This window comes from Jeongeupia wiesaeckerbachi (assembly GCF_050916355.1).
Classification (GTDB): Bacteria; Pseudomonadota; Gammaproteobacteria; order Burkholderiales; family Chitinibacteraceae; genus Jeongeupia; species Jeongeupia wiesaeckerbachi.
On sequence record NZ_CP136946.1, the window covers coordinates 1,522,251 to 1,548,351 of the forward strand.

Below are 26,101 nucleotides of genomic sequence, written 5' to 3' on the forward strand. Positions count from 1 at the left end.
CTGTTGATTTTTACTGAGCCAGGGATGTCGCTCTTTTATTGCTGCATTGCGGTAATCTGTGCTTTATTCTGGAAAATAATATCAGCAATACGTTCCGAGGCTTTCCCGTCGCCATATGGATTGTGGGCAAGAGCCATCGCATCGTAAAAGACAGATTCATCGAGTAAGTTATTCACTTCATTTTCTATAGTATCAGAGTGAGTGCCCACTAGCTTCACTGTTCCCGCCTCGACAGCTTCAGGCCGTTCTGTGGTATCTCGCATAACTAATACTGGTTTTCCGAGGGAAGGGGCCTCCTCCTGCACACCACCGCTATCAGTCAGAATGATATAGCTTTGGCTCATCAGGTAGACAAATGGCAAGTAGTCTTGTGGAGCTATTAGATGGATGTTCTCAATTCCGGACAAAATCCGATTGACCGGCTCTTGAACGTTGGGATTCAGATGAACCGGATACACAATCTGAACATCCGGCCGCTGGGCTATATTAGCGAGCGCACGACATAAATTCTCGAAACCTTGGCCGAAATTTTCTCTTCTGTGGCCCGTGACCAAAATTAATTTTTTTCCGGCATCGAGAAAAGGAAAATGCTTTCGCATTTCAATGGTAAGTGATTCGTTCGAATTTAGTTTCTGATTTATTTTTAAAAGTGCATCAATGACTGTATTCCCCGTGACGTGAATACTTTCAGCCGCAACGCCTTCTCGCAGTAAATTTTCTTGGCTAGTCGAAGTGGGGGAGAAATGGATGGCGCTGATCGCACCTGCAATTTTCCTATTCATTTCTTCTGGCCATGGTGAGTAGATGTTGCCAGTTCTTAACCCTGCTTCAACATGCCCGACAGGGATGCGCTGGTAGAATGCGGCTATGCTCGCTGCCATTGTTGTTGTCGTGTCGCCATGTACTAAAACCATATTTGGTTTCCAGGCGTTGAATACGTCACGTAGTCCGATTAATACGCGGTTGGTGATATCGGTTAGGCCCTGATCAGGCTTCATAAGATCTAAATCAAAATCCGGAGTGATTTCAAAAAGATCAAGTACCTGATCCAGCATTTGCCGATGCTGAGCTGTAACACAGATTCGGACTTCGAATCGAGTGTCAGTACTTAGTTGTTGTACAAGAGGTGCCATTTTAATGGCTTCTGGCCTTGTTCCGAAAACGACAAGAATTCTCATTGCTTTTACGCTTCATTTATTGGTGATGACGGATGTGCTGGATTCTTGATTCTGACTTGATGTTTTTTTAATTTTTGCCTATTGGGCGGATAAATTTTATGTCGGCTGAATTACTGATCTTAGGGTTTGATGGTGCCTGCTTTTTCTAATCTATACGAGCACCACATCAAACTGTTCCTGTGAATATGCAGTTTCCACCTGCAAGTAAATTGGTTTCGTAATGAAATCCGCTAGCATCGCCAAATTAGTTGATTCTTCGTCGAGAAACCGATCGATCACTCCTTGTGATGCAAGAATCCGATATTCACGCGCACTGAACTGGCGTTCCTCGCGCAGGATTTCCCGCAGAATTTCGAAGCACACCGATTCGGCGGTCTTGATTTCGCCGCGGCCCTGGCAGGTGGGACAGGGTTCGCACAGCACATGTGCCAGCGATTCGCGGGTGCGTTTGCGGGTGATCTCGATCAGTCCGAGGCTGGTGAAGGTCGAGACGGTGATCTTGGTGCGGTCGCGTGCCAAGGCCTTCTTCAGTTCGTCGAGCACGGCCGTCTGGTGCTCGGCGTTGTCCATGTCGATGAAGTCGACAATGATGATGCCGCCAAGGTTGCGCAGCCGCAGTTGCCGGGCGATGACGTGGGTGGCTTCGAGGTTGGTCTTGAAGATCGTGTCGTCGAAGTTGCGCGTGCCGACGAAGCCGCCGGTGTTGACGTCGATCGTCGTCATCGCTTCGGTCTGATCGATGATCAGATAGCCACCGAACTTGAGGTTGACGCGACGGCTCAGCGCGCGCTCGATTTCGGCTTCGATGCCGTAGAGCTCGAACAGCGGCCGCTCGCCGCTGTAATGCTGGACGCGCGGGGCGACGTCGGCGACGAAGCGACCGGCGAATTCGGCCATTTTCAGGTAGTTCTCGCGGCTGTCGACCAGCACCGTTTCGGTGTCGGCGTTGACCATGTCGCGCAAGGCGCGCAGCTGCAGCGACAGATCCTGGAATAGCAACGATTTGGCCGGCAGCTTTTGCGATTTCTGCAGGATGTCGGCCCAGATCAGGTCGAGATAGTCGATGTCGGCTTTGAGTTCGTCATCGGTGGCGTGATCGGCGCTGGTGCGGATGATGTAGCCGTGGTGATCTTGCGGTAGCAACCGGTTCAGCCGTTCGCGCAGTTGTTCGCGCTCGTCGCCGTTTTCGATCCGCTGGCTGATGCCGATATGGTGTTCCTGCGGCAGGAAAACGAGAAAGCGCCCGGCGATGCTGATCTGCGTCGACAGCCGCGCGCCCTTGGTGCCGATCGGGTCCTTGATCACCTGCACCATGACCGGCTGGCCTTCGTGGACCAGTTTTTCGATCCGAAAGGTTTCGTTCGGATTTTGCCGCTGTTCGATCACGTCGGCGATATGCAGGAAGGCGGCGCGCTCCAACCCGATTTCGACGAAGGCCGACTGCATGCCTGGCAGCACCCGTTTGACCATGCCGAGATAGATATTGCCGACCAGACCCAGATGCGCGCTGCGCTCGATATGGATGTCCTGGACGATGCCGTCCTCGATCGTGGCGACGCGGGTTTCCTGCGGGGTAACGTTGACGAGAATCTCTTCTTTCATTGCGGACGGCGGCAGTCGGTCGGGACGTCGAGCTTAACAGAAAGCCGTCCGGCTCAGGCGGCGCGGCCCATGATCGTCAGGCCCAGTCGTTGCAACTCGTCCCAAGCATCGCCATCGCCGATGCCCTTGACCAGCCGGTCGATCCGCGCCGCACGCGCCAGGCCATCGCGCAGCGCGCTGCCGCCGACGCGCGACAACGCGCCGTCGATCAAGCGTTGCTTGTTGCCCCAGATCCGGTTTTCCTTGAACAGCTGCGGCATCGGCACACCGCGGGCGCGGCCCTGGCCGATCCGGTACAGCGCACGGATTTCCTCGCTCATCGCCCACAGCACCAGATGCGGCGCTTCGCCCTCGGCCCTGAGGCCGTCGAGCATGCGGCAGAAGCGGGTTGCGTCGCCGCCCAGCAAGGCCTCGCCGAGCTGGAATACGTCGTAACGGGCGACGTCGGCGATCGTCTGCGTCAGCATCGCCAGGGTGATTTCACCCTGCGGATAGAGCAGGCCGAGTTTGAGGATTTCCTGGTGCGCGGCAAACAGATTGCCTTCGACCCGATCGGCGAGAAAGTCGAGTGCGTCGAGTGCCAGCGTCTGGCCTTGCGCGCCGAAGCGTTCGCGCATCCAGCCCGGCAGCGCGTTGCGATCGATGGCCTTGGCTTCGACGACATCGCCGTGCGTCGCCAGCGCCTGGAACCATTTGGCGTTCTGCCCGGCCCGGTCCAGCTTCGGCAGCTGGACCAGCGTGATCGTGTCGGGTGGCAGATCGGCGCAATAGGCTTCGATGGCCTTGGCTCCTTCGACGCCGGGCTTGCCGGTCGGGATGCGCAGCTCGATCAGCTTCTTGTCGGCAAACAGCGAGAACGAGTTGCCGAGCAAGGCCAGCCGGCTCCAGCTGAAGCCGGCCTCGACCGTCAGCACTTCGCGCTCCGCATGGCCGGCTTGGCGTGCGGCATCGCGCACCGCCTGCGCGGCCTCCTGGGCGAGAAAGGCTTCATCGCCGTGGATCGTGTACAGCGGCGCCAGCCGGGTGGCCAGCTGCCGCGCGAGCTGTTCGCTACGCATTACTGCAGCGACTTGATCATTTGCTCGGTCTGCGACGGTTTCGGGGGGGGCGGATTGGCCTTGATCTTCTCCGCGTTGCGCGCTGCGGCGTTGATCCGGCGCAGGATGTTCTGGCTGGCGTCACGCTGCATGCCTTCGACCAGTTGCGCCTTCTCGGCATCTTCGCCCAGCGGATTGTTCTCGTCGTAGGTGTAGTCGCGGAACAACTGAACCTTGCCGTCGTCGATCAGATAGTTGTCGCCCTGGCGAACGCGGAAGCGCACGGTGTAATAAACGCGGTACTCGCTGACCCGTCCCGAGCTGTTGACGGTCAGCACCTTCTGGTTGTCGCCTTCGCTGACGATGTCGATCTTCGCTGTGTTCTCGTCTGGCTTGTCGAGCAGTTTCACGTCGGGCAGAACCGACAGGTATTCGCGCAATGCGTTGGCCGTACCGCCGCCGCCGCTGACGGTCGCCGTGGCGTAGGGGAAAGCGCCGCCGGCGCCCTGGCCGCGGAGGTGGAAGCCGCAGGCGGTGAGCAACAGGGTGGCGACGATCAGCAGGTAACGCATTGCATACTCCAGTGAAACGAGCCGGGCAGCGCCCGGCCGGCAATCAGGCGACGATGTTGACGAGTCGGCCCGGAACGATGATGACTTTCTTCGGCGCGCCTTCGAGGAACTTCTGCACGCCTTCCAGCGCCAGTGCCGCGGCTTCGATCGTGTTCTTCGGTGCGTCCTTGGCGACATGGATCTCGCCGCGCAGCTTGCCGTTGACCTGCACCATCAGCTTGATCTCGTCCTGCGTCAGCGCGTCCGCCGCTGGCGTTGGCCAGGTCGCGTCGGCGATTTCGTCACCGTAGCCAAGCTCGCACCACAGCTGGTGAGCGATATGCGGCGCGGCCGGGTAGATCGCGCGCAGCAGGATGCCGAACGATTCGCGCAGTACCGCGGCGTTGTCGCCGGCATACGCATCCAGTGCGTTCAGGAGCTTCATCACGCCCGAAACAACGGTGTTGTACTGCAGCCGTTCGAAGTCGGCGTCGATCTGCTTGAGCGTGCTGTGGATCTCGAAGCGCAGCGCCTTGTCATCCTTGGACAATTCGGCCGGCAGCGCGCCGGCGGCGCGAATCGCGTCGGCGTGCTTGTAGCCGAAGTTCCACAGCCGGCGCAGGTAGCGATACGCGCCTTCGACGCCGCTGTCGGACCAGGCCGCGCTCTGGTCGGGCGGGCCGGCGAACATCGTGAACAGTCGCGCGGTGTCGGCACCGTACTGCTCGATGATGTCCTTCGGTTCGACGACGTTGTTCTTCGACTTGGACATCTTCTCGATGCCGCCCATCACCACCGGCTGGCCGTCTTCCTTGGCGATCGCTGCAACCGGCCGGCCCTTGTCGTCGTGCTGGACATCGACTTCGGCCGGATAGAACCAGCGCTTCTTGCCCGAGGCTTCCTCGCGGTAATAGCAGTCACGCAGCAGCATGCCCTGGGTGAACAGGTTCTTGAACGGTTCGCCGAAGTTGATCAGCCCGGCGTCGCGCATCGCCTTGGTCCAGAAGCGTGCGTACAAAAGGTGCAAGACCGCGTGCTCGATGCCGCCGATGTACTGGTCCATGGCCATCCAGTACTTGGTACCCTCGCCGACCATCGCCTCGCTGTTCTTCGGGTCGCAATAGCGCATGAAGTACCAGCTCGAATCGACGAAGGTATCCATCGTGTCGGTTTCGCGCTGCGCCGGCTCGCCGCACTTCGGGCAGGCGACGTTGAGGAAGTCGTCGCGGTGCTTGAGCGGATTGCCCGAGCCGTCCGGGATGCAGTCGGTCGGCAGCACGACCGGCAGGTCTTCATACGGCACCGGCACGTCGCCGCAGCACGGGCAGTGGATGATCGGGATCGGCGTGCCCCAGTAGCGCTGACGGCTAATGCCCCAGTCGCGCAGGCGCCAGGTGGTCTTCTTCTCGCCGGCGTCCTTGGTGGCCAGCTCGGCGGCGACCGCGTCGACGGCCGCCTTGTAGGCCAGACCATCGTAACGCCCGGAGTTCACCGTCACGCCGCGGCTTTTGTCGCCGTACCACTCGGCCCAGGCGTCGGTGCTGAAGGTTTCGCCGTCGACGGCGACGACCTGCTTGATCGGCAAGTTGTACTTCTTGGCGAAGGCAAAATCGCGCTCGTCATGCGCCGGCACCGCCATCACCGCGCCGTCGCCGTAGCCCATCAGCACATAATTGCCGATCCAGACCTCGACTTGTTCGCCGGTCAGCGGGTGGGTGACGAACAGGCCGGTCGATACGCCGACCTTGTCCTGCGCCGCCAGCTCGGCTTCGGTGGTGCCGCCGTGCTTGCATTCGTCGATGAAGGGCAGCAGCGCCGGGTTCAGCTCGGCCGCGCGCGTTGCCAGCGGGTGTTCGGCGGCGACGGCGCAGAAGGTCACGCCCATGATGGTGTCGGCGCGGGTGGTGAACACCCACAGCTTGCCCTCATTGATCAGCGCACCGCTGGCGTCCTTGATGTCATGGTCGAAGGCAAAGCGCACGCCCTCGGATTTGCCGATCCAGTTGCGCTGCATTGCGCGCACCATGTCGGGCCAGCCTTCCAGCTGGTCGATATCGTTCAGCAGCTCGTCGGCGTACTGGGTGATGCCGAAGTAGTAACCGGGAATCTCGCGTTTCTCGACCACCGCGCCCGAGCGCCAGCCGCGGCCGTCGACGACCTGTTCGTTGGCGAGCACGGTCTGGTCGACCGGATCCCAGTTGACGATCTGGGTCTTCTTGTAGGCAACGCCGGTTTCCAGCATCTTCAGGAAGAACCACTGGTTCCACTTGTAGTAGTCCGGATCGCAGGTGGCGATCTCGCGCGACCAGTCGAACGCCAGACCCAGCGGCTGCATCTGCGACTTCATGTCGGCGATGTTGGCGTAGGTCCATTCGGCCGGCGACTTCTTGTAGGCGATCGCTGCGTTCTCTGCCGGCAGGCCGAAGGCATCCCAGCCCATCGGCATCAGCACGTTGAAGCCGCGCATCCGCAGCTGGCGCGCCAGCATGTCGTTGATCGTGTAGTTGCGCACATGGCCCATGTGCAGCTTGCCCGACGGGTAGGGCAGCATCGAGCACGCGTAGTACTTGGGCTTGGACGCGTCTTCCAGCGCCTGGAAAACCTGGTTCTTTTCCCACTGTTGCTGGGCTGCGGCCTCGATCTGGGCCGGGGAGTAGTGCTCGTGCATGCCGGATACTCGGAAGGACGAATGAGATAAGCCGCAGATTATAAGCCATGCCGCTCGGGCTGCGGACGCCGCCTCGGGCGTCAATGTGCCGCATGGCGGTATGTCGCGCACCTTGTATAGAACGATCGTACAATATGGGCCTCGATTCTATTGGTGGGCGAGTAACTGCGTGGCTGCCGAGCGCAAGATCATCCATATCGATTGCGACTGCTTTTATGCGGCGGTCGAGATGCGCGACGATCCGTCGCTGCGTGATGTGCCGCTGGCGATCGGTGGTGCCGCCGAGCGTCGCGGCGTGATTGCCACCTGCAACTATCCGGCGCGGCGCTTCGGCATCCGTTCGGCGATGTCGACGCGCACCGCCCTGCAGCGCTGCCCGAAGCTGGTGTTGTTGCCGCCGGATTTTCCGCGTTACCGCGATGCCTCAAAGGCGATCCACGCGATCTTCCGCGATTACACCGAGCGGATAGAGCCGCTGTCGCTCGACGAGGCTTATCTCGACGTCACCGGCCTGGCGCATTGTCGCGGCAGTGCGACCTTGATGGCGCAGGAGATCCGCGCGCGTATCGCGGCCGAGGTTGGCATCACCGCCAGTGCCGGCATTGCGCCGAACAAGCTGCTGGCCAAGATCGCCAGCGACTGGCGCAAGCCCGACGGCCAGTTCGTGATCACGCCCGGCGAGGTGGCCGGCTTCATGCCGCCGCTGCCGGTGGGCAAGCTTTGGGGGGTGGGCAAGGCGACGGCCGGGCGTTTGGAAGAGATGGGGGTGCGGACGTGCGCCGATTTGCAGGCGTGGCCACTCGAACGGCTGGTGCGTCATTTCGGCAAGATGGGCGCGTCGCTGCATCAGCAATGTCGCGGTATCGATGCACGCTCGGTCGTCAGCAGCCGAGCGCGCAAGTCGCTGTCGGTCGAGCAGACCTACGCGGAGGATCTCGCCGATCTCGGCGCCTGCCTTGCGGCGTTGCCGGTGCTGGTCGACGATTTCGCAGCGCGTTTCGCCCGCAGCGGGGCCGCCAGCGAGCGTGCCAAGCCGGTGGTCAAGATCAAGTTCCACGATTTCAGCCAGACCACGGTCGAAGGGCCCGGTGCGCCGAATTTGTCGACCTTTGCCGCCTTGCTGTCGCAGGGATGGGCGCGCGGCGGCAAGCCGGTGCGGCTGCTCGGTGTCGGCGTACGCCTAGGTGACGCGCCACCGGCGCCCGAGCAGCCGGATCTGTGGGGCTGAGTCGCCGGGTCAGTGCAGCTGCGCGCGCGGGCGGAACTGCAAGAGTGTTGCACTGGCTTGTGGGGGGCGCTCGCCGTGGTGCAGTACGTAGTTCATCGTCAGGAACGAGGTCCACATCATTTCGTGGGCGATGACGGTTGCGTGCAGCGGATTCTTGGCGCGCCGGCGGTGCAGCTCAATGTGGTTCAGCAGTGCCTCGATCCGTTGCCGGCGTGGGGCTTCGACGTCATCGAGGGCCTGTTGCAACAAGCTGCTGCGCAGTGCTTCGAATGCGCCGGGGTCCTGGCGGTACAGCGCGGCCAGGGTATCGAAATCGGGTAGGTCGACGTGCGCCATGATGCACCTCCGGGCCCGGGGCGGGCCGGTTGGGTGGCGGTGCGAGGCGACTCTGCAGGGTCGGCTAAGGCGTCCGGTTCTGTTCGCGGGGCCACTATCGTTCCAGTGTAAGCGGCAAAACGGCGCCGTGCGTCGGCTTGGGGCGGGAGGGTGGAAAAGCAAAAAGCCGCACAATGTGCGGCTTTTTGCTGAGATTCTGGTCGGGGTGAGAGGATTCGAACCTCCGGCCTCTACGTCCCGAACGTAGCGCTCTACCAGGCTAAGCTACACCCCGATCTCGAAAGAGAGCGCCATTATGGTAAGCCCCTAGGGGGCTGTCAAGCGCTTTCGCGAGAAACGTCAGCTATTCCGTGCAACGGCCAATTCGGCAAGGATTTCGAGCGCGCGTCGGTCGTCGTTGTCGGCAAGCTCGGCGATCAGTGCGCGGGCCAGATCGGCTTCGCGCTGGGCGATGTCGCGGGCGTAGTCGAGCGCACCGGTCGCGTGCACCGCGGCGAGTACCTGCGGCAGCAGCGAGCGATCGGCCTGCGTCAGGGCCTGGCGCACCGCGTCGGCGTGTTCGGGCGTGCCATGGCGCATCGCGTAGATCAGCGGCAGCGTCGCCTTGCCTTCGGCGAGGTCATCGCCGAGGCTCTTGCCGATCTCGTCCTGCTTGCCCGAGTAGTCGAGCACGTCGTCGATGATCTGGAAGGCGGTGCCCAGATGCATGCCGTAGCGCGCCAGCTTGTCCTCGGTTTCGGCGTCGGCGCTGGTGAGCAGGGCGCCGAGCCGGGCCGCGGCTTCGAACAGCTTGGCGGTCTTGTATTGGATGACGCGGACGTAACCGGCTTCGTCGAGGTCGACGTTGCCGATATTCATCAGCTGCAAGACCTCGCCCTCGGCGATGATATTGGTCGCGTCGGCGAGCGTTTCCATCACGCGCATCGAACCGCAGCCGACCATCATCTGGAAGGCGCGGCTATAGAGGAAGTCGCCGACCAGCACCGAGGCGGCGTTGCCGAACAGGGCATTGGCAGTGTCGCGACCGCGGCGCAGCGCGGATTCATCGACGACGTCGTCGTGCAGTAGGGTGGCGGTATGGATGAATTCGATGACGGCAGCCAGCTCGCGGTGATGCTCGCCGGTGTAGCCGAGCGCGCGCGCCGACAGCAGCACGATCATCGGCCGCAGCCGTTTGCCGCCCGAGGCGACGATGTACTCGGCGACCTGGCTGACCAGGGCGACGTCGGAGTGGAGTCGTTGCCGGATAAGGTGGTCGACCGCCTGCATTTCTGCACCGATCACCGATTGTACGAACGCGAGCGACACGCTGGTCTCGTCCTGCCGTCTATTTCATGAAGCCCGCGATCTTAGCACGAAAGGCGGCGCTTGCCGTCCGATGCGCGCTAAGTTGTTGACTCTCAAGCAAGTTGCCACTATGATCCCGGGTTCCCCGTAGTGGATGGGGATCGTTTTGCCTTCGGGCGGGGCGTTTTTTGAGCACAAACTCTCAGGAGCTTGTTATGTCTTACGCAGTCGTAAAAACCGGTGGCAAGCAGTACAAAGTTGCTATCGGCGAAAAACTTAAAGTAGAACAGATCACTGCAGACATCGACAGCCAAATCGTACTGAATGAAGTATTGATGGTGGCAAACGGTGAAGCAGTGACGATTGGCGCGCCCCTTGTGGCTGGCGCTACCGTCAAGGCAACGGTCATTTCGCAAGGTCGCCACGACAAGGTCCGCATCTTCAAGATGCGCCGTCGTAAGCACTACCAGAAGCGTCAGGGCCATCGCCAGAACTACACCGAAATCCGCATCGATTCGATCGACGCGTAATCAGGAGCTGATTAACCATGGCACACAAAAAAGCTGGCGGTAGTTCACGTAACGGCCGCGACTCCCAGGCGAAACGCCTTGGCATCAAAGTGTATGGCGGCGAGCTGATTCCGGCAGGTTCGATCATCGTGCGTCAGCGCGGTACCGAATTCCACCCGGGCGAAAACGTCGGCATCGGCAAGGATCACACCTTGTTTGCCCTCGTTGACGGCTACGTCAAGTACGCGATCAAGGGTGCCGCCAAGCGTCGCACCGTGACCGTGCTGCCGTATACCGGCGAAGAAGCGTAAGCTTCGCAACTCGCGGTCAGAAAGCCCTATCCTGCGGGATAGGGCTTTTTTCGCTTCTGGACAGGGCATTATGAAATTCATTGACGAAGCAAGAATCGAAGTCATCGCCGGCAAGGGCGGCAAGGGCTCGGCGAGCATGCGCCGGGAGAAATTCATTCCGCGCGGCGGTCCCGACGGCGGCGACGGCGGCAAGGGCGGCACGATCTGGGCCATTGCCGACCAGAACATCAACACCCTGGTCGATTACCGCTTCGTCAAGAAATACAAGGCGCGCGACGGTGAATCCGGTCGCGGTGCCGATTGCTACGGCGCGGCCGGCGACGACGTGACCTTGCGCTTCCCGGTCGGGACCTTGATCGTCGACTCGGAAACCGGCGAGACCGTCGCCGACCTGACGCATGACGGTGAGCGCGTCTGCCTCGCCAAGGGCGGCAAGGGCGGCTGGGGCAATATCCATTTCAAGAGCTCGATCAACCGCGCGCCACGCCAGACCACGTCGGGCGAAGAGGGCGAGCGGCGCGAACTGAAGCTCGAACTGAAGGTGCTCGCCGATGTCGGTTTGCTGGGCATGCCCAACGCCGGCAAGTCGACCTTCATTGCCAGCGTCTCGGCGGCGCGGCCGAAGATCGCCGACTATCCGTTCACCACGCTGCACCCGAACCTTGGCGTCGTGCGGATCGACGAGAACCGCAGCTTCGTGATCGCCGACATTCCGGGCCTGATCGAAGGCGCGGCCGAAGGCGCCGGTCTCGGTCACCGCTTCCTCAAGCATCTGGCGCGCACCCGCGTGCTGCTGCATCTGGTCGATCTGGCACCGTTTGACGAGAACATCGATCCGGTCGCCGAGGCCAAGGCTATCGTCGAAGAGCTGCGCAAGTACGACGAAGACCTGTACAACAAGCCGCGCTGGCTGGTGCTGAACAAGCTCGACATGGTGCCGGAAGACGAGCGCGAGCAGCGCATCGCCGACTTCCTCGCCGCCTACGGCTGGCAGGCGCCGGAGAACGAGTACGTGTTCGATCCGAAGGCGCTGCGCGTGTTCACGATCTCCGGCCTGACCGGCGAGAACACCCGTGAGCTGACCTACGCGATCATGGATTACCTCGACGCGGTGCGCCCGAGCGAAGTACCGCTCGAACCGACGCCCGAGCCGGCGTTGACCTCCTCCGAAGCCGGTGCGCTCGACGCCTTCGACGGCGACGAGGACTGATCTGCCGCAATGCGGTTGGCGTACCTTGTTCTTGCCCATACCGCGCCGGCACAGCTGGCGCGGCTGATCGGCCGGCTTTCGGCGCCGGACGTGCACGTCTACGTCCACGTCGACGCCAATACGCCGGCCGATGTGTTTGCCGACATGCAGGCCGCCGCGCCGGCCGGCACCCGCTTCATCGCGCGCCGGCCTTGCCGCTGGGGCGGGTTCTCGCTGGTCGCCGCGACGCTCGAACTGATGCGCGCGGCGCGTGCCGACGGCTGTGACTGGCTGGTGCTGCTGTCGGGCGCCGATTACCCGATCAAATCGCACGCCGACATCGTTGCGCGGCTGTCGCAAGGCGACGTCGCCGGCTATCTCGACCTGCGTTCCGAGGCCGGATTCGACGTCCGCTACCGCTGGCAGGCGTGGCATCCCGAGGCACTGAACGGCCGACCGGCCGGGCGTGCCTTGCAGAAACTGCAGCGTGGCCTGCGCCATCTGGGGCTGCGCCGTCGTCCGCCGCCGCCGTTGACCGCCGTCTGGGCCGGCTCGCAGTGGTGGTGTTTGCGCCACGATGCCGTCGACGCGGTGCTGCGCTTCTGTGACGAATACCCTAAGGCGGTCGACTTCTTTCGCAGTACGCTGGTGCCTGACGAAATGTTCATCCAGACCGTGCTGATGCGCACACCGCTGGCCGACCGGCTGGCGCGTGATCCGCTGCGGCATCTGGTCTGGACGCCCGGTGCATGGTCGCCGGCGACGCTGACGGAGGCCGACCTGCCGGCCTTGCTGGCCAGCGATGCATTGTTCGCGCGCAAGTTCGCCACCGATGGCGTACTGACCGCCCAACTCGACGCCGCGCTCGCCGCGCGCGTCACCACGATCTAGATCCGATGGAATCGACGCTCGACGACTTCTTTGCCCCCGGCTTCGTGCCCGCCGATCTCGGCCCGCTGGCCGGGCTGATGCGCGCCAGGCCGGTGCTCAATGCCTTCATCACGCTGTTCCGCGGTGGTGAGGACGAAGTACTGGTACGGCTGCTGGTACTGCGTGAAATCGGCGCGCGCGCCAATGCGCCGCGCTGGACGCCGCAGGAACTGCAATCGCACTTCGCCTACCTGAACCCGATCAAGCTCGAAACCGTGCTCGCGCGCTTGCGCCAGAACGACCTGCTGGTCTGGGACAGCGACGCGCAGCTGTATGCGCTGTCCGAGCCGGGCCGGATTGCGCTGGCGGCGGTGACGACGCTGACGCAGTTTGCCGGTGAGGACGCCGAACTCGGTTACCTGACCGGCCAGGTGGCCGCCGGCCAGTCGGTCGGCGAAGTCTCGGCCGAAGCCCTGCAACACCTGCTGGCACGATTGAACGAGCTGTACGCCGATTTCGAGGCCGCGCTCGAATCGCAATCCGAATTCCGCATCCGCAGCGCGCGCGACAAGCTCGACAGCGTCTGGCGCTGGGTCGAGAAAGGTACCGAAGTGATGCGCGCCTTGCTGGGCGACGACACGCTCGATCTGCCGACGCTCAACCTGGCCCAGTCGATCGCCTACGCACAGAGCCGGATGCTGCGACTCACCGGCGTATTCCAGCGCCGCCTGTCCGAACTCGCTGCGCAGCGCGTTCACCTGGGCGAATCCGGGCTGACGTCGACCAACGTCGCCGACTGGCTGCGTGGCCAGAGTCAGGCCGCGCTGGCGTCGCTCGCCGACGGCCTGCTGGCCTTCCATCCGGAGCCGCTGTTCGCGACCAGCGACGAGTTGCTCGATGTTGCCGAATTCGAAATTACCGGCCGCGTGCGTACCGAGCACGTCGCCAGCGAACTGCCGTCGTCGAGCGCCGCGCCTGTCGTCGATGAACTCGAAGCCGAGCGCTTGCTCGCCGCCGAGGCCCTGTATGAAGAACTGGCCGCGCTTGCTGGCCAGGGGCTGCCGGCGTCGCTGACCGAGTCGGTCCTCGCCGATACCTACCACGAAACCGCCTACCGGTTGTCCTTGCTCGCGCTGCTCGGCGATGCCGACGCCGCGCTGGAGCAAAGCGTCGTCGCCGATCTGGTCAAGCTGCCGCTGCGGCTTGAAACCGACGCCAGCGTCGACGAACTCGACCACCCCGAGGTGGCCACCATTTCCCGCGGCCGGCTGATGCCGCTGCGCAGCGAGTAGTCATGGATCAAGCACTCAATATTCTGACCGCGCGCCTGCTGGCGCACCGTTTCATTCCGCGCCGCGACCCGCTGGCGCGTCGCGCGCTTGTCGACGAAGTTTTCCGCGAGGGCCTCGAGCGCCGGCTCGGCGAAGTCGGCCTGCGCTTGCTGGAGAACCCGTACGCCGAGCACATCGCCGTCGCGCTCAAGCCCGAGATGGAAGACTGGGTCTTCGGCGAAGGCGAGAACTGGCTGTCGAACAATATGGGCCTGCCGCGCGACGCGATCGCGTTGCTCGTCGTCGTCTGGGCGCTGATCATCCTGCCCAAGCGCGAACGGCAGATCTCGCGCGCCGAGGAAATCGGTGACACCCAGACCGATATGTTTGGCGCCGAGAAGCCGATTGCACACGGCGATGACGTCTCGGTCGGCGTGCCCGAAGACGCGATCTACGCCGATTTCGGCCGGCAGCTCGGCGGCAAGATGCGCTTTGCAACCAACCTCGGCCAACTGGCCAAGCTCGGCTTCGTCGTCCGCCGCAACCGGATGATCCAGGAAGGCCCGCTGCTCGACCTGATGATCGACTACGCCAAGCTCGCGCCGCGCATCATCAACGGTGCGCTGGCCGATGTGCTCAAGCTGTCGGGGACGCGCATCGCGGTGGACGCGGTCGTCGAAGACGAAGAAGAAGTTGAGGAAGACTGATGTTCCAGATTCGCGAACTCGAAATGGTCCACTGGGACTTCTGGCAGGCGATCAAGGTGCCGCTCGACGCGCAGATCGTCACCGTCGTCGGGCCGAACGGCTCGGGCAAGACGACCTTGCTCGATGCATTACGCACGATGCTGGCGCTCAAGTGCTCGGGCCGGCGCGACTACAAGCGCTATGTGCGCAACAACAAGGAAAACATCGCTTGGCTGCGCGGCGTCGTCAGCAACCCGCGGCGCGAGTCGGGCTTGTTCCCGACGCTGTTCTTCCCGGCGACCAGCGATGAAATCACGCTGTTCTGCCGGATCAAGAAGCAGGGCGGCGACTGGGTGCGCCAGTACGCGATCGCGGAGGGACGGGTCGAGTTGCAGCCGGGGATCGATGCGCTGCTGAACTGGATCGGCGTCAACGAATACCGTCGCCGGCTCGAAGCCGCCGGGCTGACGCCGGCGATCGCCGAGGTGCTGGCGCTCGAGCAGGGCGATACCGACAAGCTGTGCGAATACAGTCCGAAAACGCTGCTGGATCTGGTGTTCCAGGTGTTCGGCGACAAGCAGGTGCTCGATCACTATCACGAGGCCAAGCTGCGGCTGTCCGAGGCCGAGGACGAACTCGGCAAGATGGAGCAGCAGGCCAGCCAATTGGGTCTGGATGTCGAGCGGCTCAAGTTGCGCGCCAACAATCACCTCGAATGGCGCACGATGCAGGACAACGCGATCCGGCTGGAAAGCCGGGTGGTGCCGGCGCTGCGCTATGTCGAGCAATGGGGCACGTTGCGCGGCAATCTCGACGACTGGCGCGGTGCGCGCCGGGTGCTGCGCGAGCGCCAGCAGGCGCTGGCGGCGCTCGATGTCGGCTACCGCGAGCTGGAGACGAGCCTGGCCGGTTCGCGTGACGTCGAACGTGCCGCGCAGGCCGAGAACGACGCCGCCTACGCCGAATTCCAGGCCGCGCGCGATGCCGCCCGCGATACCGAGAAGCTGCTGCAGGAAGCAGACCGGCTGCGCCGGCTGGCCGAAGCCGAGGACGGGGCCGATGCAGTCGCGCTGAACGACAAGCTGTCCGGTCTCAAGGACGACGAAGCTACGCTGCGCCAGGCCTTGCGCCAGGCGCGCGCCGAGCGCGACGAACTCAACGATACCCAGTCGGCGCTGCAGTCGGGCCGCGCGCCGATGCTGCCGGACTTCGTCCGCAACATGCGCGCCGCGCTCGACGAGGCCGGCATCGGCCACCAGTTGCTGACCGAGATCGTCGAAGTCCGCGATCCGGCGTGGCAGGAAGCGGTCGAGGCGATGCTGGCGCCGTCGCGCCACATCATTCTGCTTAACAAGGCGAGCGACAAGCAGCGCGCGTGGGAGCTCGGCCAGAAGCTGCGCTACCGCCACTTCATCGTGCCCGACCGCGAGCCGGTGCCGCGTGCGCGGCCGAACAGCGTGCTCGAGGTCGTCGATTTCAACGCCGACGTGCCCGACTGGCTAGCCAATCTGCTCAACCGTACCCAGCGCGCCAACTCGGTCGCCCACGGCCAGACGCTCGACGGCGACTGGATCACCCGTGATGCCTTCCACAAGGAACGGCGCGGTGCGCGCGACATCAGCGTGCGCAGCGGCGATTACGCCTTCGGCGAAGGTGCGCGCCAGTCGCGTCGCAACGACATCGGTCGCCGGCTGCGCGAGCTGAACGAACAACTGCTTGCCGACGAAGGCAAGCTGGTCGCGTTGACCCGGCAGATCACCGAGATCCAGCAGGCGCTGATGGGCATGCAGGCCGTGGTCCAGCTGGCCGCGCGCCAGGACGAGTTCGCCGCCGCTGCGGCGCGTTTCCATGACGAGCAGACGCGGCTGCAGGAAGCTGGTGCCCGGCTCGCCGCCGCGCAGTCGGCGTGGCAGGCGCTGCGCGACGGTCGCGAGGAGTCGCGCGTCAGCTTTGAAACGCAACGACGCCAGCGCGAGGCGCTGGAGCAGCAGATCGCCGAGTTGTCGGCGCAGCTGCTGCGCCAGCGGGACGATCTGGCCAAACAGGTTCGCAGCCTGCGCGCCGCACGCACGCAACTGCCGGCCGAGTACGTCGCCGCCGAGCATCTGCGCAGGCTCGCGGGCCAGTACGACTCGGTGCGCGATGTGCAGCGCGAAATCGACCGCATCCGCTTCGCGCTCGACAATCAGGATTGGGAAAGCGACGAAACGGTGCTGGCACGCCGCGACAAGCTCGCCGCCGACTACGCCGGCATCGAGCGCGACACCGACCAGCACCGCCGCGACGTCGCGCGTACTCGCGAACTGACCGACGACGCGCGCGCTGCATATATCAACAAGCTGCGTGCGACCGTGCGCGCCTATGGCCGCAACGTCAAACGTCTGGGCGAATTGGCCGGCATCGACGTCGAACTCGATACGCCGCATCTGGAGAACGACGACACGGTGCTGGCGCAAGCCGGCCTGACCGCGCGCTTCAATTTCGACCAGAAGGGCATGATGGGCCTGAACGATGGCGAAGCGTCGGGCGGCCAGCAGGTGATGAAGTCGCTGATCCTGCTGATCGGCCTGATGATGGACGACGCCAATACCTCGGGCTTCGTGTTCATCGACGAGCCGTTTGCCCACCTGGACATCTTCAACATCGACCGCGTCGGTGGCTTCCTCAAGGCGACACAGGCGCAGTACCTGATCACCACGCCGCTGACGCACAATACCAATGTCTACGGCCCGTCCGAGCTGACGCTGACCACGCGCAAGAAACAGCCGGGCCAGACGTGGGCGCCGCTGATCATGCAAACGCGCCGTCGTGTCGGCGAGCGCGCCACCGAAACCGGAGTCTGACCGTGCAACTGTTCCAATTCTTTGCCTCCTGCCCGCGCGGTCTCGAAACCGTACTGGCGACCGAACTGGATGAGCTGGGCGCGAGCACGATCGCTGCGGTCGACGGTGGCGTGTCGTTCAGCGGTAGCTGGCTGCTGATGATGAAGGCCAACCTGCATTCGCGCATCGCCAGCCGCTTTCTGTGGAAGCTCGACGAGCGCGCCTATGTGCGCGAAGACGATCTGTACCGGCTGGCGCTGAAAATCGACTGGCCGGCGCTGTTCGCGGTCGAGAACACGATCAAGGTCGGCGTCACCGCGGTAAAGAGCCCGTTGCGCAGCACCAACCTCGCCGCACTCAAGGTCAAGGATGCGATCTGCGACCGCTTCCGCCAGGTCGGCGGCACGCGGCCATCGGTCGATACGCAGGAGCCGGATATGCGTATCCAGCTGTTCCTGACCGACAAGACGGCAACGATCTATCTGGATACCTCGGGCGAAGCGCTGTTCAAGCGTGGCTATCGTGTCGAAGCGGTCGAAGCGCCGCTGCGCGAAAACCTCGCCGCCGGCATCCTGGCGCTGTCCGGCTGGCAGATCGACGAGCCTTTATATGATCCGATGTGCGGTTCGGGCACCTTTTTGATCGAGGCGGCACTGAAGGCGCGCAATATCGCACCGGGCAGCCGCCGTACATTCGCATTCCAGTATCTGCGTCAGCACGACGAGAAGACTTGGCAGTCGCTGCGCAGCGAGGCGAAGAACGCCGAGCGCAATGAGCAGCCGCTGCAAATCAGCGGCAGCGATGTATCGTCGACCGCGCTGACGCATGCACAGGCCAATCTGGTCGCCGCCAAGCTCGACGGGGCGATCAGCCTGAAGCAACTGAACATGCTCGATGCCAAGGCGCCGACCGCCGAGGGCGTGCTGCTGACCAACCCGCCGTACGGCATCCGTCTGGACGAGCAGGACAAGCTGCTGGCGGCCTATCCGGAATGGGGTAATGTATTGAAGCAGCGCTTCACCGGCTGGCGCGCCTACTTCTTTACCGCCGACCCGGCGCTGGCCAAGGCGATCCGCCTCAAGCCATCGAAGAAGACGCCACTGTTCAACGGCGCGCTCGAATGCCGGCTGCTTGAGTTCAAGATGATCGCCGGCGGCAACCGCGGTCACGATTGAAGCGTATATATACATAGCCAAACGCCACCTTCGGGTGGCGTTGTCGTATCCGGCGGCGGCTTGCGTATATATATGTGATGAAAACAACGGGCGGCCGTCAGGCCGCCCGTTGTGCTTTTGGGCACGCTGAAACCGGGACGGACGGTGCTGGACGGGCTGGCGGGGGCGGTTTGAACGGTTTTGGGCGGGGCAGGGCGCAGTGAACGAGGCCAAAACTGACGGATTTCATGCGAACGGCATGGGTTTGTCAGCTTTGCAGCGGTGCTGGCGGCGGTGTGGCGGGGATGTTGGGTTTGGGTCTGAATAAATTTCGCTGTTCGATCAACGGTTTATCGGTTCGGCGTGAAATTCTTTCGGTCGGGGTGTTGACGGGGGGAGGGGAAGTGCTTAAAGTTGCGTTCTCTGCTGATGACGCAGCGAAAGAAACGAAGCGAAACCCGCTGAGTTTACCGAGCGAAGTGTTCAGAAGCAAGCGATCTTTAACAAATTACAGCCGATGAGTGTGAGTGCTTGATGAGTGCATCAAGTACTTGCACTTAATGAAATAGAACTGGCTTGAGCGCTTCGGTGCTTGGGCGAATTCTTTGAGTTAACGCAAGTGCGCAATTATTCAGTGATTAAACGAAAGAGTTTGATCCTGGCTCAGATTGAACGCTGGCGGCATGCTTTACACATGCAAGTCGAACGGATTTGCGGGGCTTGCTCCGCAAGTTAGTGGCGAACGGGTGAGTAATACATCGGAACGTGCCCAGTAATGGGGGATAACCTGCCGAAAGGCAAGCTAATACCGCATACGCCCTGAGGGGGAAAGTGGGGGATCGCAAGACCTCACGTTATTGGAGCGGCCGATGGCTGATTAGCTAGTTGGTAGGGTAAAGGCCTACCAAGGCAACGATCAGTAGCGGGTCTGAGAGGACGACCCGCCACACTGGGACTGAGACACGGCCCAGACTCCTACGGGAGGCAGCAGTGGGGAATCTTGGACAATGGGCGAAAGCCTGATCCAGCAATGCCGCGTGGGTGAAGAAGGCCTTCGGGTTGTAAAGCCCTTTTGTCAGGGAGGAAATCCTGGCCCCTAATACGGGTCGGGGATGACAGTACCTGAAGAATAAGGACCGGCTAACTACGTGCCAGCAGCCGCGGTAATACGTAGGGTCCAAGCGTTAATCGGAATTACTGGGCGTAAAGCGTCCGCAGGTGGCTTGTTAAGAGCGATGTGAAAGCCCCGGGCTCAACCTGGGAACTGCATTGCTGACTGGCTCGCTAGAGTACGGCAGAGGGGGGTGGAATTCCGCGTGTAGCAGTGAAATGCGTAGAGATGCGGAGGAACACCGATGGCGAAGGCAACCCCCTGGGCTGATACTGACACTCATGGACGAAAGCGTGGGGAGCAAACAGGATTAGATACCCTGGTAGTCCACGCCCTAAACGATGTCTACTAGTTGTTGGGCTTTTCGGAGCTTAGTAACGCAGCTAACGCGGGAAGTAGACCGCCTGGGGAGTACGGCCGCAAGGTTAAAACTCAAAGGAATTGACGGGGGCCCGCACAAGCGGTGGATGATGTGGATTAATTCGATGCAACGCGAAAAACCTTACCTGGTCTTGACATGTCTAGAATCCCGAAGAGATTTGGGAGTGCCGTAAGGAGCTAGAACACAGGTGCTGCATGGCTGTCGTCAGCTCGTGTCGTGAGATGTTGGGTTAAGTCCCGCAACGAGCGCAACCCTTGCCATTAGTTGCTACCATTCAGTTGAGCACTTTAATGGGACTGCCGGTGACAAACCGGAGGAAGGTGGGGATGACGTCAAGTCCTCATGGCCCTTATGACCAGGGCTTCACACGTCATACAATGGTTGGTAACAGAGGGTCGCGAAGCCGCGAGGTGGAGCCAATCCCATAAAACCAATCGTAGTCCGGATCGCAGTCTGCAACTCGACTGCGTGAAGTCGGAATCGCTAGTAATCGCGGATCAGCATGTCGCGGTGAATACGTTCCCGGGCCTTGTACACACCGCCCGTCACACCATGGGAGTGGGTTTTACCAGAAGTAGCTAGGGTAACCTTCGGGAGCCCGGTTACCACGGTAGGATTCATGACTGGGGTGAAGTCGTAACAAGGTAGCCGTAGGGGAACCTGCGGCTGGATCACCTCCTTTAAAGATAATGCCTCATTAAGCATTCACACTCATCGGCTGTACGTTAGAGATACGGAGAACTGGGTCAGTAGCTCAGTCGGTTAGAGCACCGTCTTGATAAGGCGGGGGTCGCTGGTTCGATTCCAGCTTGACCCACCATTTGCTTTGCGGATGGACAAACAGTTTGATCCGATGGGGGCATAGCTCAGTTGGGAGAGCACCTGCTTTGCAAGCAGGGGGTCGTCGGTTCGATCCCGTCTGCCTCCACCACTACTTTTGTGTGGTTTAGTCTGGAAGGACTCAGTATTAAAGGCATTGGCGATTGTCAGTGGTTTTAATTCTGACTGTTTCAGTTGGACGAGAATTTATTCTCTGTATCGCTCTTTAACAAGATAGAAGAAGCAAAACTCAAATTTATTCAGTAATGAATGGGTTTGATTGCATCGAGTTTTGAATTCGAGAGAATTCGAAGTCGCAAACACAACTTGTAATCTTGAACTACGTGTTTGAGGTTATAGGATCAAGCGACTAAGTGCATCTGGTGGATGCCTTGGCGATCACAGGCGATGAAGGACGCGGCAGCCTGCGAAAAGCTGCGGGGAGCTGGCAAACGAGCTTTGATCCGCAGATATCCGAATGGGGAAACCCACACCTTTTGGTGTATCCATGACTGAATACATAGGTCATGTGAGGCGAACCCGGCGAACTGAAACATCTAAGTAGCCGGAGGAAAAGAAATCAACCGAGATTCCCAAAGTAGTGGCGAGCGAAATGGGAAGAGCCTGTACGTGATAGCGGTAGTCTTAGTAGAACGGCATGGAAAGGCCGGCAATAGTGGGTGATAGCCCCGTATACGAAAAGACCATCGTGGTACTAAGCGTACGACAAGTAGGGCGGGACACGAGAAATCCTGTCTGAACATGGGGGGACCATCCTCCAAGGCTAAATACTCGTGATCGACCGATAGTGAACCAGTACCGTGAGGGAAAGGCGAAAAGAACCCCGGGAGGGGAGTGAAATAGATCCTGAAACCGGATGCATACAAACAGTGGGAGCGGACTTGTTCCGTGACTGCGTACCTTTTGTATAATGGGTCAGCGACTTACGTTCAGTAGCGAGCTTAACCGAATAGGGGAGGCGTAGGGAAACCGAGTCCGAATAGGGCGATTAGTTGCTGGGCGTAGACCCGAAACCAAGTGATCTATCCATGGCCAGGATGAAGGTGCGGTAACACGCACTGGAGGTCCGAACCCACTAATGTTGCAAAATTAGGGGATGAGCTGTGGATAGGGGTGAAAGGCTAAACAAACTTGGAAATAGCTGGTTCTCCCCGAAAACTATTTAGGTAGTGCCTCAAGTATCACTAACGGGGGTAAAGCACTGTTATGGCTAGGGGGTCATCGCGACTTACCAAACCATGGCAAACTCTGAATACCGTTAAGTGCGAGCTTGGGAGACAGACATCGGGTGCTAACGTCCGGTGTCAAGAGGGAAACAACCCAGACCGCCGTCTAAGGTCCCAAATGATCAATTAAGTGGAAAACGAGGTGGGAAGGCATAGACAGCCAGGATGTTGGCTTAGAAGCAGCCATCATTTAAAGAAAGCGTAATAGCTCACTGGTCGAGTCGTCCTGCGCGGAAGATGTAACGGGGCTCAAATTGATAACCGAAGACGCGGATATGTGCTTAGGCACATATGGTAGGGGAGCGTTCCGTAAGCCTGTGAAGGTGACTTGTAAAGGTTGCTGGAGGTATCGGAAGTGCGAATGCTGACATGAGTAGCGTTAAAACGGGTGAAAAGCCCGTTCACCGAAAGCCCAAGGTTTCCTACGCAACGTTAATCGGCGTAGGGTGAGTCGGCCCCTAAGGCGAGGCTGAAAAGCGTAGTCGATGGGAAACAGGTTAATATTCCTGTACCGATTCTGAGTGCGATGTGGGGACGGAGAAAGGTAGGTCAGCCATCTGTTGGAATAGGTGGTTTAAGCGTGTAGGTGGGGGGTTTAGGCAAATCCGGATCCCTGTTAACACTGAGGCGTGATGACGAGGTGCCATTGGCACTGAAGTGATTGATCCTATGCTTCCAGGAAAAGCCACTAAGCTTCAGCTCAGAATTGACCGTACCGCAAACCGACACTGGTGGGCAGGATGAGAATTCTAAGGTGCTTGAGAGAACTCAGGAGAAGGAACTCGGCAAATTGACACCGTAACTTCGGGAGAAGGTGTGCCTCTGTAGGGTGAAGCGACTTGCTCGTGGAGCTTGAAGAGGTTGCAGTGAAAAGGTGGCTGCGACTGTTTATCAAAAACACAGCACTCTGCTAACACGAAAGTGGACGTATAGGGTGTGACGCCTGCCCGGTGCCGGAAGGTTAATTGATGGGGTGCAAGCTCTTGATCGAAGCCCCGGTAAACGGCGGCCGTAACTATAACGGTCCTAAGGTAGCGAAATTCCTTGTCGGGTAAGTTCCGACCCGCACGAATGGCGTAACGATGGCCACACTGTCTCCTCCTGAGACTCAGCGAAGTTGAAGTGTTTGTGAAGATGCAATCTCCCCGCTGCTAGACGGAAAGACCCCGTGAACCTTTACTGTAGCTTTGCATTGGACTTTGAAGTGGTTTGTGTAGGATAGGTGGGAGGCTTTGAAGCTGGAACGCTAGTTTCAGTGGAGCCGTCCTTGAAATACCACCCTGACCCCTTTGAGGTTCTAACCTTGGTCCGTTATCCGGATCGGGGACCGTGCATGGTAGGCAGTTTGACTGGGGCGGTCTCCTCCCAAAGTGTAACGGAGGAGCTCGAAGGTTACCTAGGTACGGTCGGACATCGTACTGATAGTGTAATGGCACAAGGTAGCTTGACTGCGAGACTGACACGTCGAGCAGGTGCGAAAGCAGGACATAGTGATCCGGTGGTTCTGTATGGAAGGGCCATCGCTCAACGGATAAAAGGTACTCCGGGGATAACAGGCTGATTCCGCCCAAGAGTTCACATCGACGGCGGAGTTTGGCACCTCGATGTCGGCTCATCACATCCTGGGGCTGTAGCCGGTCCCAAGGGTATGGCTGTTCGCCATTTAAAGTGGTACGTGAGCTGGGTTCAAAACGTCGTGAGACAGTTTGGTCCCTATCTGCAGTGGGCGTTGGAAATTTGAGGGGGGCTGCTCCTAGTACGAGAGGACCGGAGTGGACGCATCTCTGGTGTACCGGTTATCACGCCAGTGGTATCGCCGGGTAGCTAAATGCGGAATAGATAAGCGCTGAAAGCATCTAAGCGCGAAACTAGCCTCAAGATGAGATTTCCCTGTGGCCTTGAGCCACCTGAAGGGTCGTGGAAGACCACCACGTTGATAGGTCGGGTGTGGAAGCGCAGTAATGCGTTAAGCTAACCGATACTAATTGCCCGTGAGGCTTGATCCTATAACCTGAACCGCGTGGTTCGGGTGTGTTGCGACAAGGCTCGTAAAATATCAAACCCGAGTCATTGCTTCTTCTATCGAATTCAGAGATATGACTAATACAGTCGTAACTCCACCAGTTACGTCTGGCGACCATAGCGAGTTGGTCCCACGCCTTCCCATCCCGAACAGGACCGTGAAACGACTCAGCGCCGATGATAGTGCGGGTTCCCGTGTGAAAGTAGGTCATCGCCAGACTCCCCATGCAAACCCCCTGCAGCTATGCTGCAGGGGGTTTTTGCTTTATCGGCGCGCATCAACAGGCGTGACACGCCAAGCTACGGAACTCGTCGGCGGCAGGCGAATCTGATTAAAGAATCAACGTGAGTCCCCGTTGGTGCAGGAAACACGTCGGATTTATTGGTTGAGCAAGATTCGGATCGGCTCGATCAATTCGCTGGCACAGAGTCCAAGGCCATTCCGATGCTGCGTACGCCAGTCATCGGCGGCCCGGCCATGGACAAAAGCACCCAGGCGAGCTGCGTCGATTGGCGAAAGACCTTGAAGCCAGAGGGCGGCGATCAGGCCGCTTAAAATATCGCCTTGTCCGGCACTCCCTAAGGCGCCGTTTCCGCTGGCGTTGATGCTGATTCCGGCGTTGTCCGCACAGATTGCCCCCGATCCTTTCAACAAAACTGTCACATTCAACAGCTGCTGTAGTCCATGCGCGGCGGCTAACCTATCTGCTTGAACTTCGGCCGTGGCGATGCTCAGCAGACGCGCCGCTTCGGCGGGGTGCGGGGTGATGAGGCTGGGGGGCGCCCGCGTGCGGAGCTGTTGTTGCAGCTCTGCCGACCTTGCCAGCAGGTTGAGTGCATCGGCGTCAAGCAGGAGTGGCAAACGACTGGCCAGCAGTTGTTGCAGTAGCGTTTGTGCCGCTTGGCTACGCCCCAAGCCGGGGCCGATGGCTGCAAGGTCGATATCGTTGTGCTTTACCAAGTCTGTGGCGGCCTGAAGCATCAGCTCCGGCTGAAGCGGGTCAACGCCGAGGATAGGATCCAACAGCCCCACATAGACCTTGCCGGCACCGGCCTTGGCGGCCATGCGTCCGGCGAGCAGGGCGGCACCGGTCATGCCCTCGCTGCCGCCGAAGACGGCGAGTGTGCCATGGGTGCCCTTGTGGCTGGCATGCCGCCGAAACAGCTGCTGGGAGTGGCTCGTTTGACAGTCAAACAGTTGCACATCCGCAGCCGGGCGAGGCACCGCTGGGGGCAAAAGCCCGAATGTATGGAGCTCGCCACAGTAATCCCGTCCGTCGGCGGTGTAATAGCCCGGTTTGGCGCCGAGCAGGCTGAGCGTATGCGTTGCATGCAGCGCCACCGGCTTTGGAATGCCGCGATCGGCATCGAGTCCGCTGGGCACGTCGATTGCGATAATGGGTTTGCCGAGTCTGTCGACGTCTTTGAGCCAACCGACCGCGTTGAGATCAAGCGTGCGATTAAGCCCCAGGCCGAACAGGCCATCGACGATGACGTCACACTCTTTGAATCCTGCGATATCCGGGATCTGTAAGCCCGGTATGGCGATTGGCGCAGCATCGTTCGGTGAGCCTGCGCTGCGCTGCAGTGGCACAAAGCAGCGCAGATCCTGTCCGGCCTCACGAAGATGCTCGGCGCAGGCCAGCACATCGCTGCCGTTGTTGCCGGGCCCGATCAGCAGGCCGAAGCGGCAGCCCCGGTAGCGAGCTAGCAACCAGTCGGCGATCGCTTTTCCGGCCAGCGTTATCAGAGGCGGAACGTGCTGTGCGTAATCGGCTTCGAGGCGTCGTAGCGTGGCCGACAGGTACAGCGGTGTCATGG

Annotated in this window: 17 protein-coding genes, 3 tRNA genes and 3 rRNA genes; 14 read left to right on the forward strand and 9 right to left on the reverse strand. The window is 60.7% G+C overall.

Annotated elements, in window-relative coordinates; genetic code table 11:
* Positions 1–35: 35 nt before the first annotated feature.
* From wecB to leuS, 5 genes are all read right to left on the reverse strand, one after another.
* Positions 36–1,178 carry a non-hydrolyzing UDP-N-acetylglucosamine 2-epimerase gene (wecB, locus tag R0382_RS07450; RefSeq protein WP_432723599.1) on the reverse strand — a complete coding sequence of 381 codons (1,143 nt, stop codon included), beginning with the start codon at positions 1,176–1,178 and terminating at the stop codon, positions 36–38.
* Positions 1,179–1,328: 150 nt separating this feature from the next.
* Complete coding sequence (gene rng / locus R0382_RS07455; RefSeq protein WP_432723600.1) at positions 1,329–2,780, reverse strand: ribonuclease G; 1,452 nt, start codon at positions 2,778–2,780, stop codon at positions 1,329–1,331.
* 53 nt (positions 2,781–2,833) lie between these two features.
* Positions 2,834–3,838, reverse strand: a complete 1,005-nt coding sequence (holA, locus tag R0382_RS07460; protein ID WP_432723601.1) for a DNA polymerase III subunit delta — start codon at positions 3,836–3,838, stop codon at positions 2,834–2,836.
* The gene (lptE, locus tag R0382_RS07465) at positions 3,838–4,389 is read right to left on the reverse strand and encodes an LPS assembly lipoprotein LptE (protein WP_432723602.1); all 552 of its coding nucleotides are present in this window, start codon (positions 4,387–4,389) and stop codon (positions 3,838–3,840) included. The genes holA and lptE overlap by 1 nt, the downstream gene beginning before the upstream one ends.
* A gap of 43 nt (positions 4,390–4,432) precedes the next feature.
* The gene (gene leuS / locus R0382_RS07470) at positions 4,433–7,036 is read right to left on the reverse strand and encodes a leucine--tRNA ligase (protein WP_432723603.1); all 2,604 of its coding nucleotides are present in this window, start codon (positions 7,034–7,036) and stop codon (positions 4,433–4,435) included.
* A gap of 169 nt (positions 7,037–7,205) precedes the next feature.
* On the opposite strand from leuS, the gene dinB reads away from it, so the two are divergent.
* On the forward strand, positions 7,206–8,264 hold the full coding sequence (gene dinB, locus R0382_RS07475) for a DNA polymerase IV (protein ID WP_432723604.1): 1,059 nt from the start codon (positions 7,206–7,208) through the stop codon (positions 8,262–8,264).
* A gap of 9 nt (positions 8,265–8,273) precedes the next feature.
* Here dinB and R0382_RS07480 read toward each other — a convergent pair whose 3' ends face one another.
* The 3 genes from R0382_RS07480 to R0382_RS07490 form a co-directional block, all read right to left on the reverse strand.
* Positions 8,274–8,600, reverse strand: a complete 327-nt coding sequence (locus R0382_RS07480) for a DUF3135 domain-containing protein (protein WP_432723605.1) — start codon at positions 8,598–8,600, stop codon at positions 8,274–8,276.
* 197 nt (positions 8,601–8,797) lie between these two features.
* Positions 8,798–8,874 (reverse strand) — tRNA-Pro (locus R0382_RS07485).
* 65 nt (positions 8,875–8,939) lie between these two features.
* Entirely contained in the window at positions 8,940–9,869 is a 930-nt protein-coding gene (locus R0382_RS07490; protein ID WP_432724138.1) for a polyprenyl synthetase family protein, read from the reverse strand.
* A gap of 233 nt (positions 9,870–10,102) precedes the next feature.
* On the opposite strand from R0382_RS07490, the gene rplU reads away from it, so the two are divergent.
* The 13 genes from rplU to rrf all read left to right on the forward strand — a co-directional run bounded on the left by rplU (position 10,103) and on the right by rrf (position 24,500).
* Positions 10,103–10,417, forward strand: coding sequence for a 50S ribosomal protein L21 (rplU, locus tag R0382_RS07495; RefSeq protein WP_070529298.1), 315 nt, complete (start codon positions 10,103–10,105; stop codon positions 10,415–10,417).
* 17 nt (positions 10,418–10,434) lie between these two features.
* Complete coding sequence (gene rpmA / locus R0382_RS07500; RefSeq protein WP_070529294.1) at positions 10,435–10,707, forward strand: 50S ribosomal protein L27; 273 nt, start codon at positions 10,435–10,437, stop codon at positions 10,705–10,707.
* A 70-nt stretch (positions 10,708–10,777) separates the two neighbouring features.
* On the forward strand, positions 10,778–11,917 hold the full coding sequence (obgE, locus tag R0382_RS07505) for a GTPase ObgE (RefSeq protein ID WP_432723606.1): 1,140 nt from the start codon (positions 10,778–10,780) through the stop codon (positions 11,915–11,917).
* 9 nt (positions 11,918–11,926) lie between these two features.
* On the forward strand, positions 11,927–12,787 hold the full coding sequence (locus R0382_RS07510; RefSeq protein WP_432723607.1) for a beta-1,6-N-acetylglucosaminyltransferase: 861 nt from the start codon (positions 11,927–11,929) through the stop codon (positions 12,785–12,787).
* A 5-nt stretch (positions 12,788–12,792) separates the two neighbouring features.
* Positions 12,793–14,058, forward strand: coding sequence for a hypothetical protein (locus R0382_RS07515; RefSeq protein ID WP_432723608.1), 1,266 nt, complete (start codon positions 12,793–12,795; stop codon positions 14,056–14,058).
* Positions 14,059–14,060: 2 nt separating this feature from the next.
* Complete coding sequence (locus R0382_RS07520) at positions 14,061–14,744, forward strand: hypothetical protein (protein ID WP_432723609.1); 684 nt, start codon at positions 14,061–14,063, stop codon at positions 14,742–14,744.
* On the forward strand, positions 14,744–17,566 hold the full coding sequence (locus tag R0382_RS07525) for an ATP-binding protein (protein WP_432723610.1): 2,823 nt from the start codon (positions 14,744–14,746) through the stop codon (positions 17,564–17,566). Before R0382_RS07520 ends, R0382_RS07525 begins: the two co-directional genes overlap by 1 nt.
* A gap of 2 nt (positions 17,567–17,568) precedes the next feature.
* Entirely contained in the window at positions 17,569–18,720 is a 1,152-nt protein-coding gene (locus R0382_RS07530) for a THUMP domain-containing class I SAM-dependent RNA methyltransferase (protein WP_432723611.1), read from the forward strand.
* Between the two features lie 619 nt (positions 18,721–19,339).
* Positions 19,340–20,874, forward strand: a 16S ribosomal RNA gene (locus R0382_RS07535).
* A 61-nt stretch (positions 20,875–20,935) separates the two neighbouring features.
* Positions 20,936–21,012, forward strand: a tRNA-Ile gene (locus R0382_RS07540).
* 35 nt (positions 21,013–21,047) lie between these two features.
* Positions 21,048–21,123: transfer RNA gene (locus tag R0382_RS07545), tRNA-Ala, on the forward strand.
* 248 nt (positions 21,124–21,371) lie between these two features.
* Positions 21,372–24,264: ribosomal RNA gene (locus tag R0382_RS07550) — 23S ribosomal RNA — on the forward strand.
* Positions 24,265–24,387: 123 nt separating this feature from the next.
* A 5S ribosomal RNA gene (rrf, locus tag R0382_RS07555) occupies positions 24,388–24,500 on the forward strand.
* The 16S, 23S and 5S rRNA genes sit together here with 2 tRNA genes alongside, the layout of an rRNA operon.
* 159 nt (positions 24,501–24,659) lie before the next feature.
* Here rrf and R0382_RS07560 read toward each other — a convergent pair.
* Complete coding sequence (locus tag R0382_RS07560; protein WP_432723612.1) at positions 24,660–26,099, reverse strand: NAD(P)H-hydrate dehydratase; 1,440 nt, start codon at positions 26,097–26,099, stop codon at positions 24,660–24,662.
* Between the last annotated feature and the right edge of the window lie 2 nt (positions 26,100–26,101).

Excerpts from the sequence above, each read along its gene's own strand:
- R0382_RS07525 (WP_432723610.1), top strand. The coding sequence starts at position 14,744 with ATGTTCCAGATTCGCGAACTCGAAATGGTCCACTGGGACTTCTGGCAG.
- R0382_RS07480 (WP_432723605.1), bottom strand. The coding sequence starts at position 8,600 with ATGGCGCACGTCGACCTACCCGATTTCGATACCCTGGCCGCGCTGTAC.
- rpmA (WP_070529294.1), top strand. The coding sequence starts at position 10,435 with ATGGCACACAAAAAAGCTGGCGGTAGTTCACGTAACGGCCGCGACTCC.
- rplU (WP_070529298.1), top strand. The coding sequence starts at position 10,103 with ATGTCTTACGCAGTCGTAAAAACCGGTGGCAAGCAGTACAAAGTTGCT.
- R0382_RS07490 (WP_432724138.1), bottom strand. The coding sequence starts at position 9,869 with ATGCAGGCGGTCGACCACCTTATCCGGCAACGACTCCACTCCGACGTC.
- leuS (WP_432723603.1), bottom strand. The coding sequence starts at position 7,036 with ATGCACGAGCACTACTCCCCGGCCCAGATCGAGGCCGCAGCCCAGCAA.
- rng (WP_432723600.1), bottom strand. The coding sequence starts at position 2,780 with ATGAAAGAAGAGATTCTCGTCAACGTTACCCCGCAGGAAACCCGCGTC.
- lptE (WP_432723602.1), bottom strand. The coding sequence starts at position 4,389 with ATGCGTTACCTGCTGATCGTCGCCACCCTGTTGCTCACCGCCTGCGGC.
- wecB (WP_432723599.1), bottom strand. The coding sequence starts at position 1,178 with ATGAGAATTCTTGTCGTTTTCGGAACAAGGCCAGAAGCCATTAAAATG.
- R0382_RS07560 (WP_432723612.1), bottom strand. The coding sequence starts at position 26,099 with ATGACACCGCTGTACCTGTCGGCCACGCTACGACGCCTCGAAGCCGAT.
- R0382_RS07510 (WP_432723607.1), top strand. The coding sequence starts at position 11,927 with ATGCGGTTGGCGTACCTTGTTCTTGCCCATACCGCGCCGGCACAGCTG.
- R0382_RS07515 (WP_432723608.1), top strand. The coding sequence starts at position 12,793 with ATGGAATCGACGCTCGACGACTTCTTTGCCCCCGGCTTCGTGCCCGCC.
- obgE (WP_432723606.1), top strand. The coding sequence starts at position 10,778 with ATGAAATTCATTGACGAAGCAAGAATCGAAGTCATCGCCGGCAAGGGC.
- holA (WP_432723601.1), bottom strand. The coding sequence starts at position 3,838 with ATGCGTAGCGAACAGCTCGCGCGGCAGCTGGCCACCCGGCTGGCGCCG.
- R0382_RS07520 (WP_432723609.1), top strand. The coding sequence starts at position 14,061 with ATGGATCAAGCACTCAATATTCTGACCGCGCGCCTGCTGGCGCACCGT.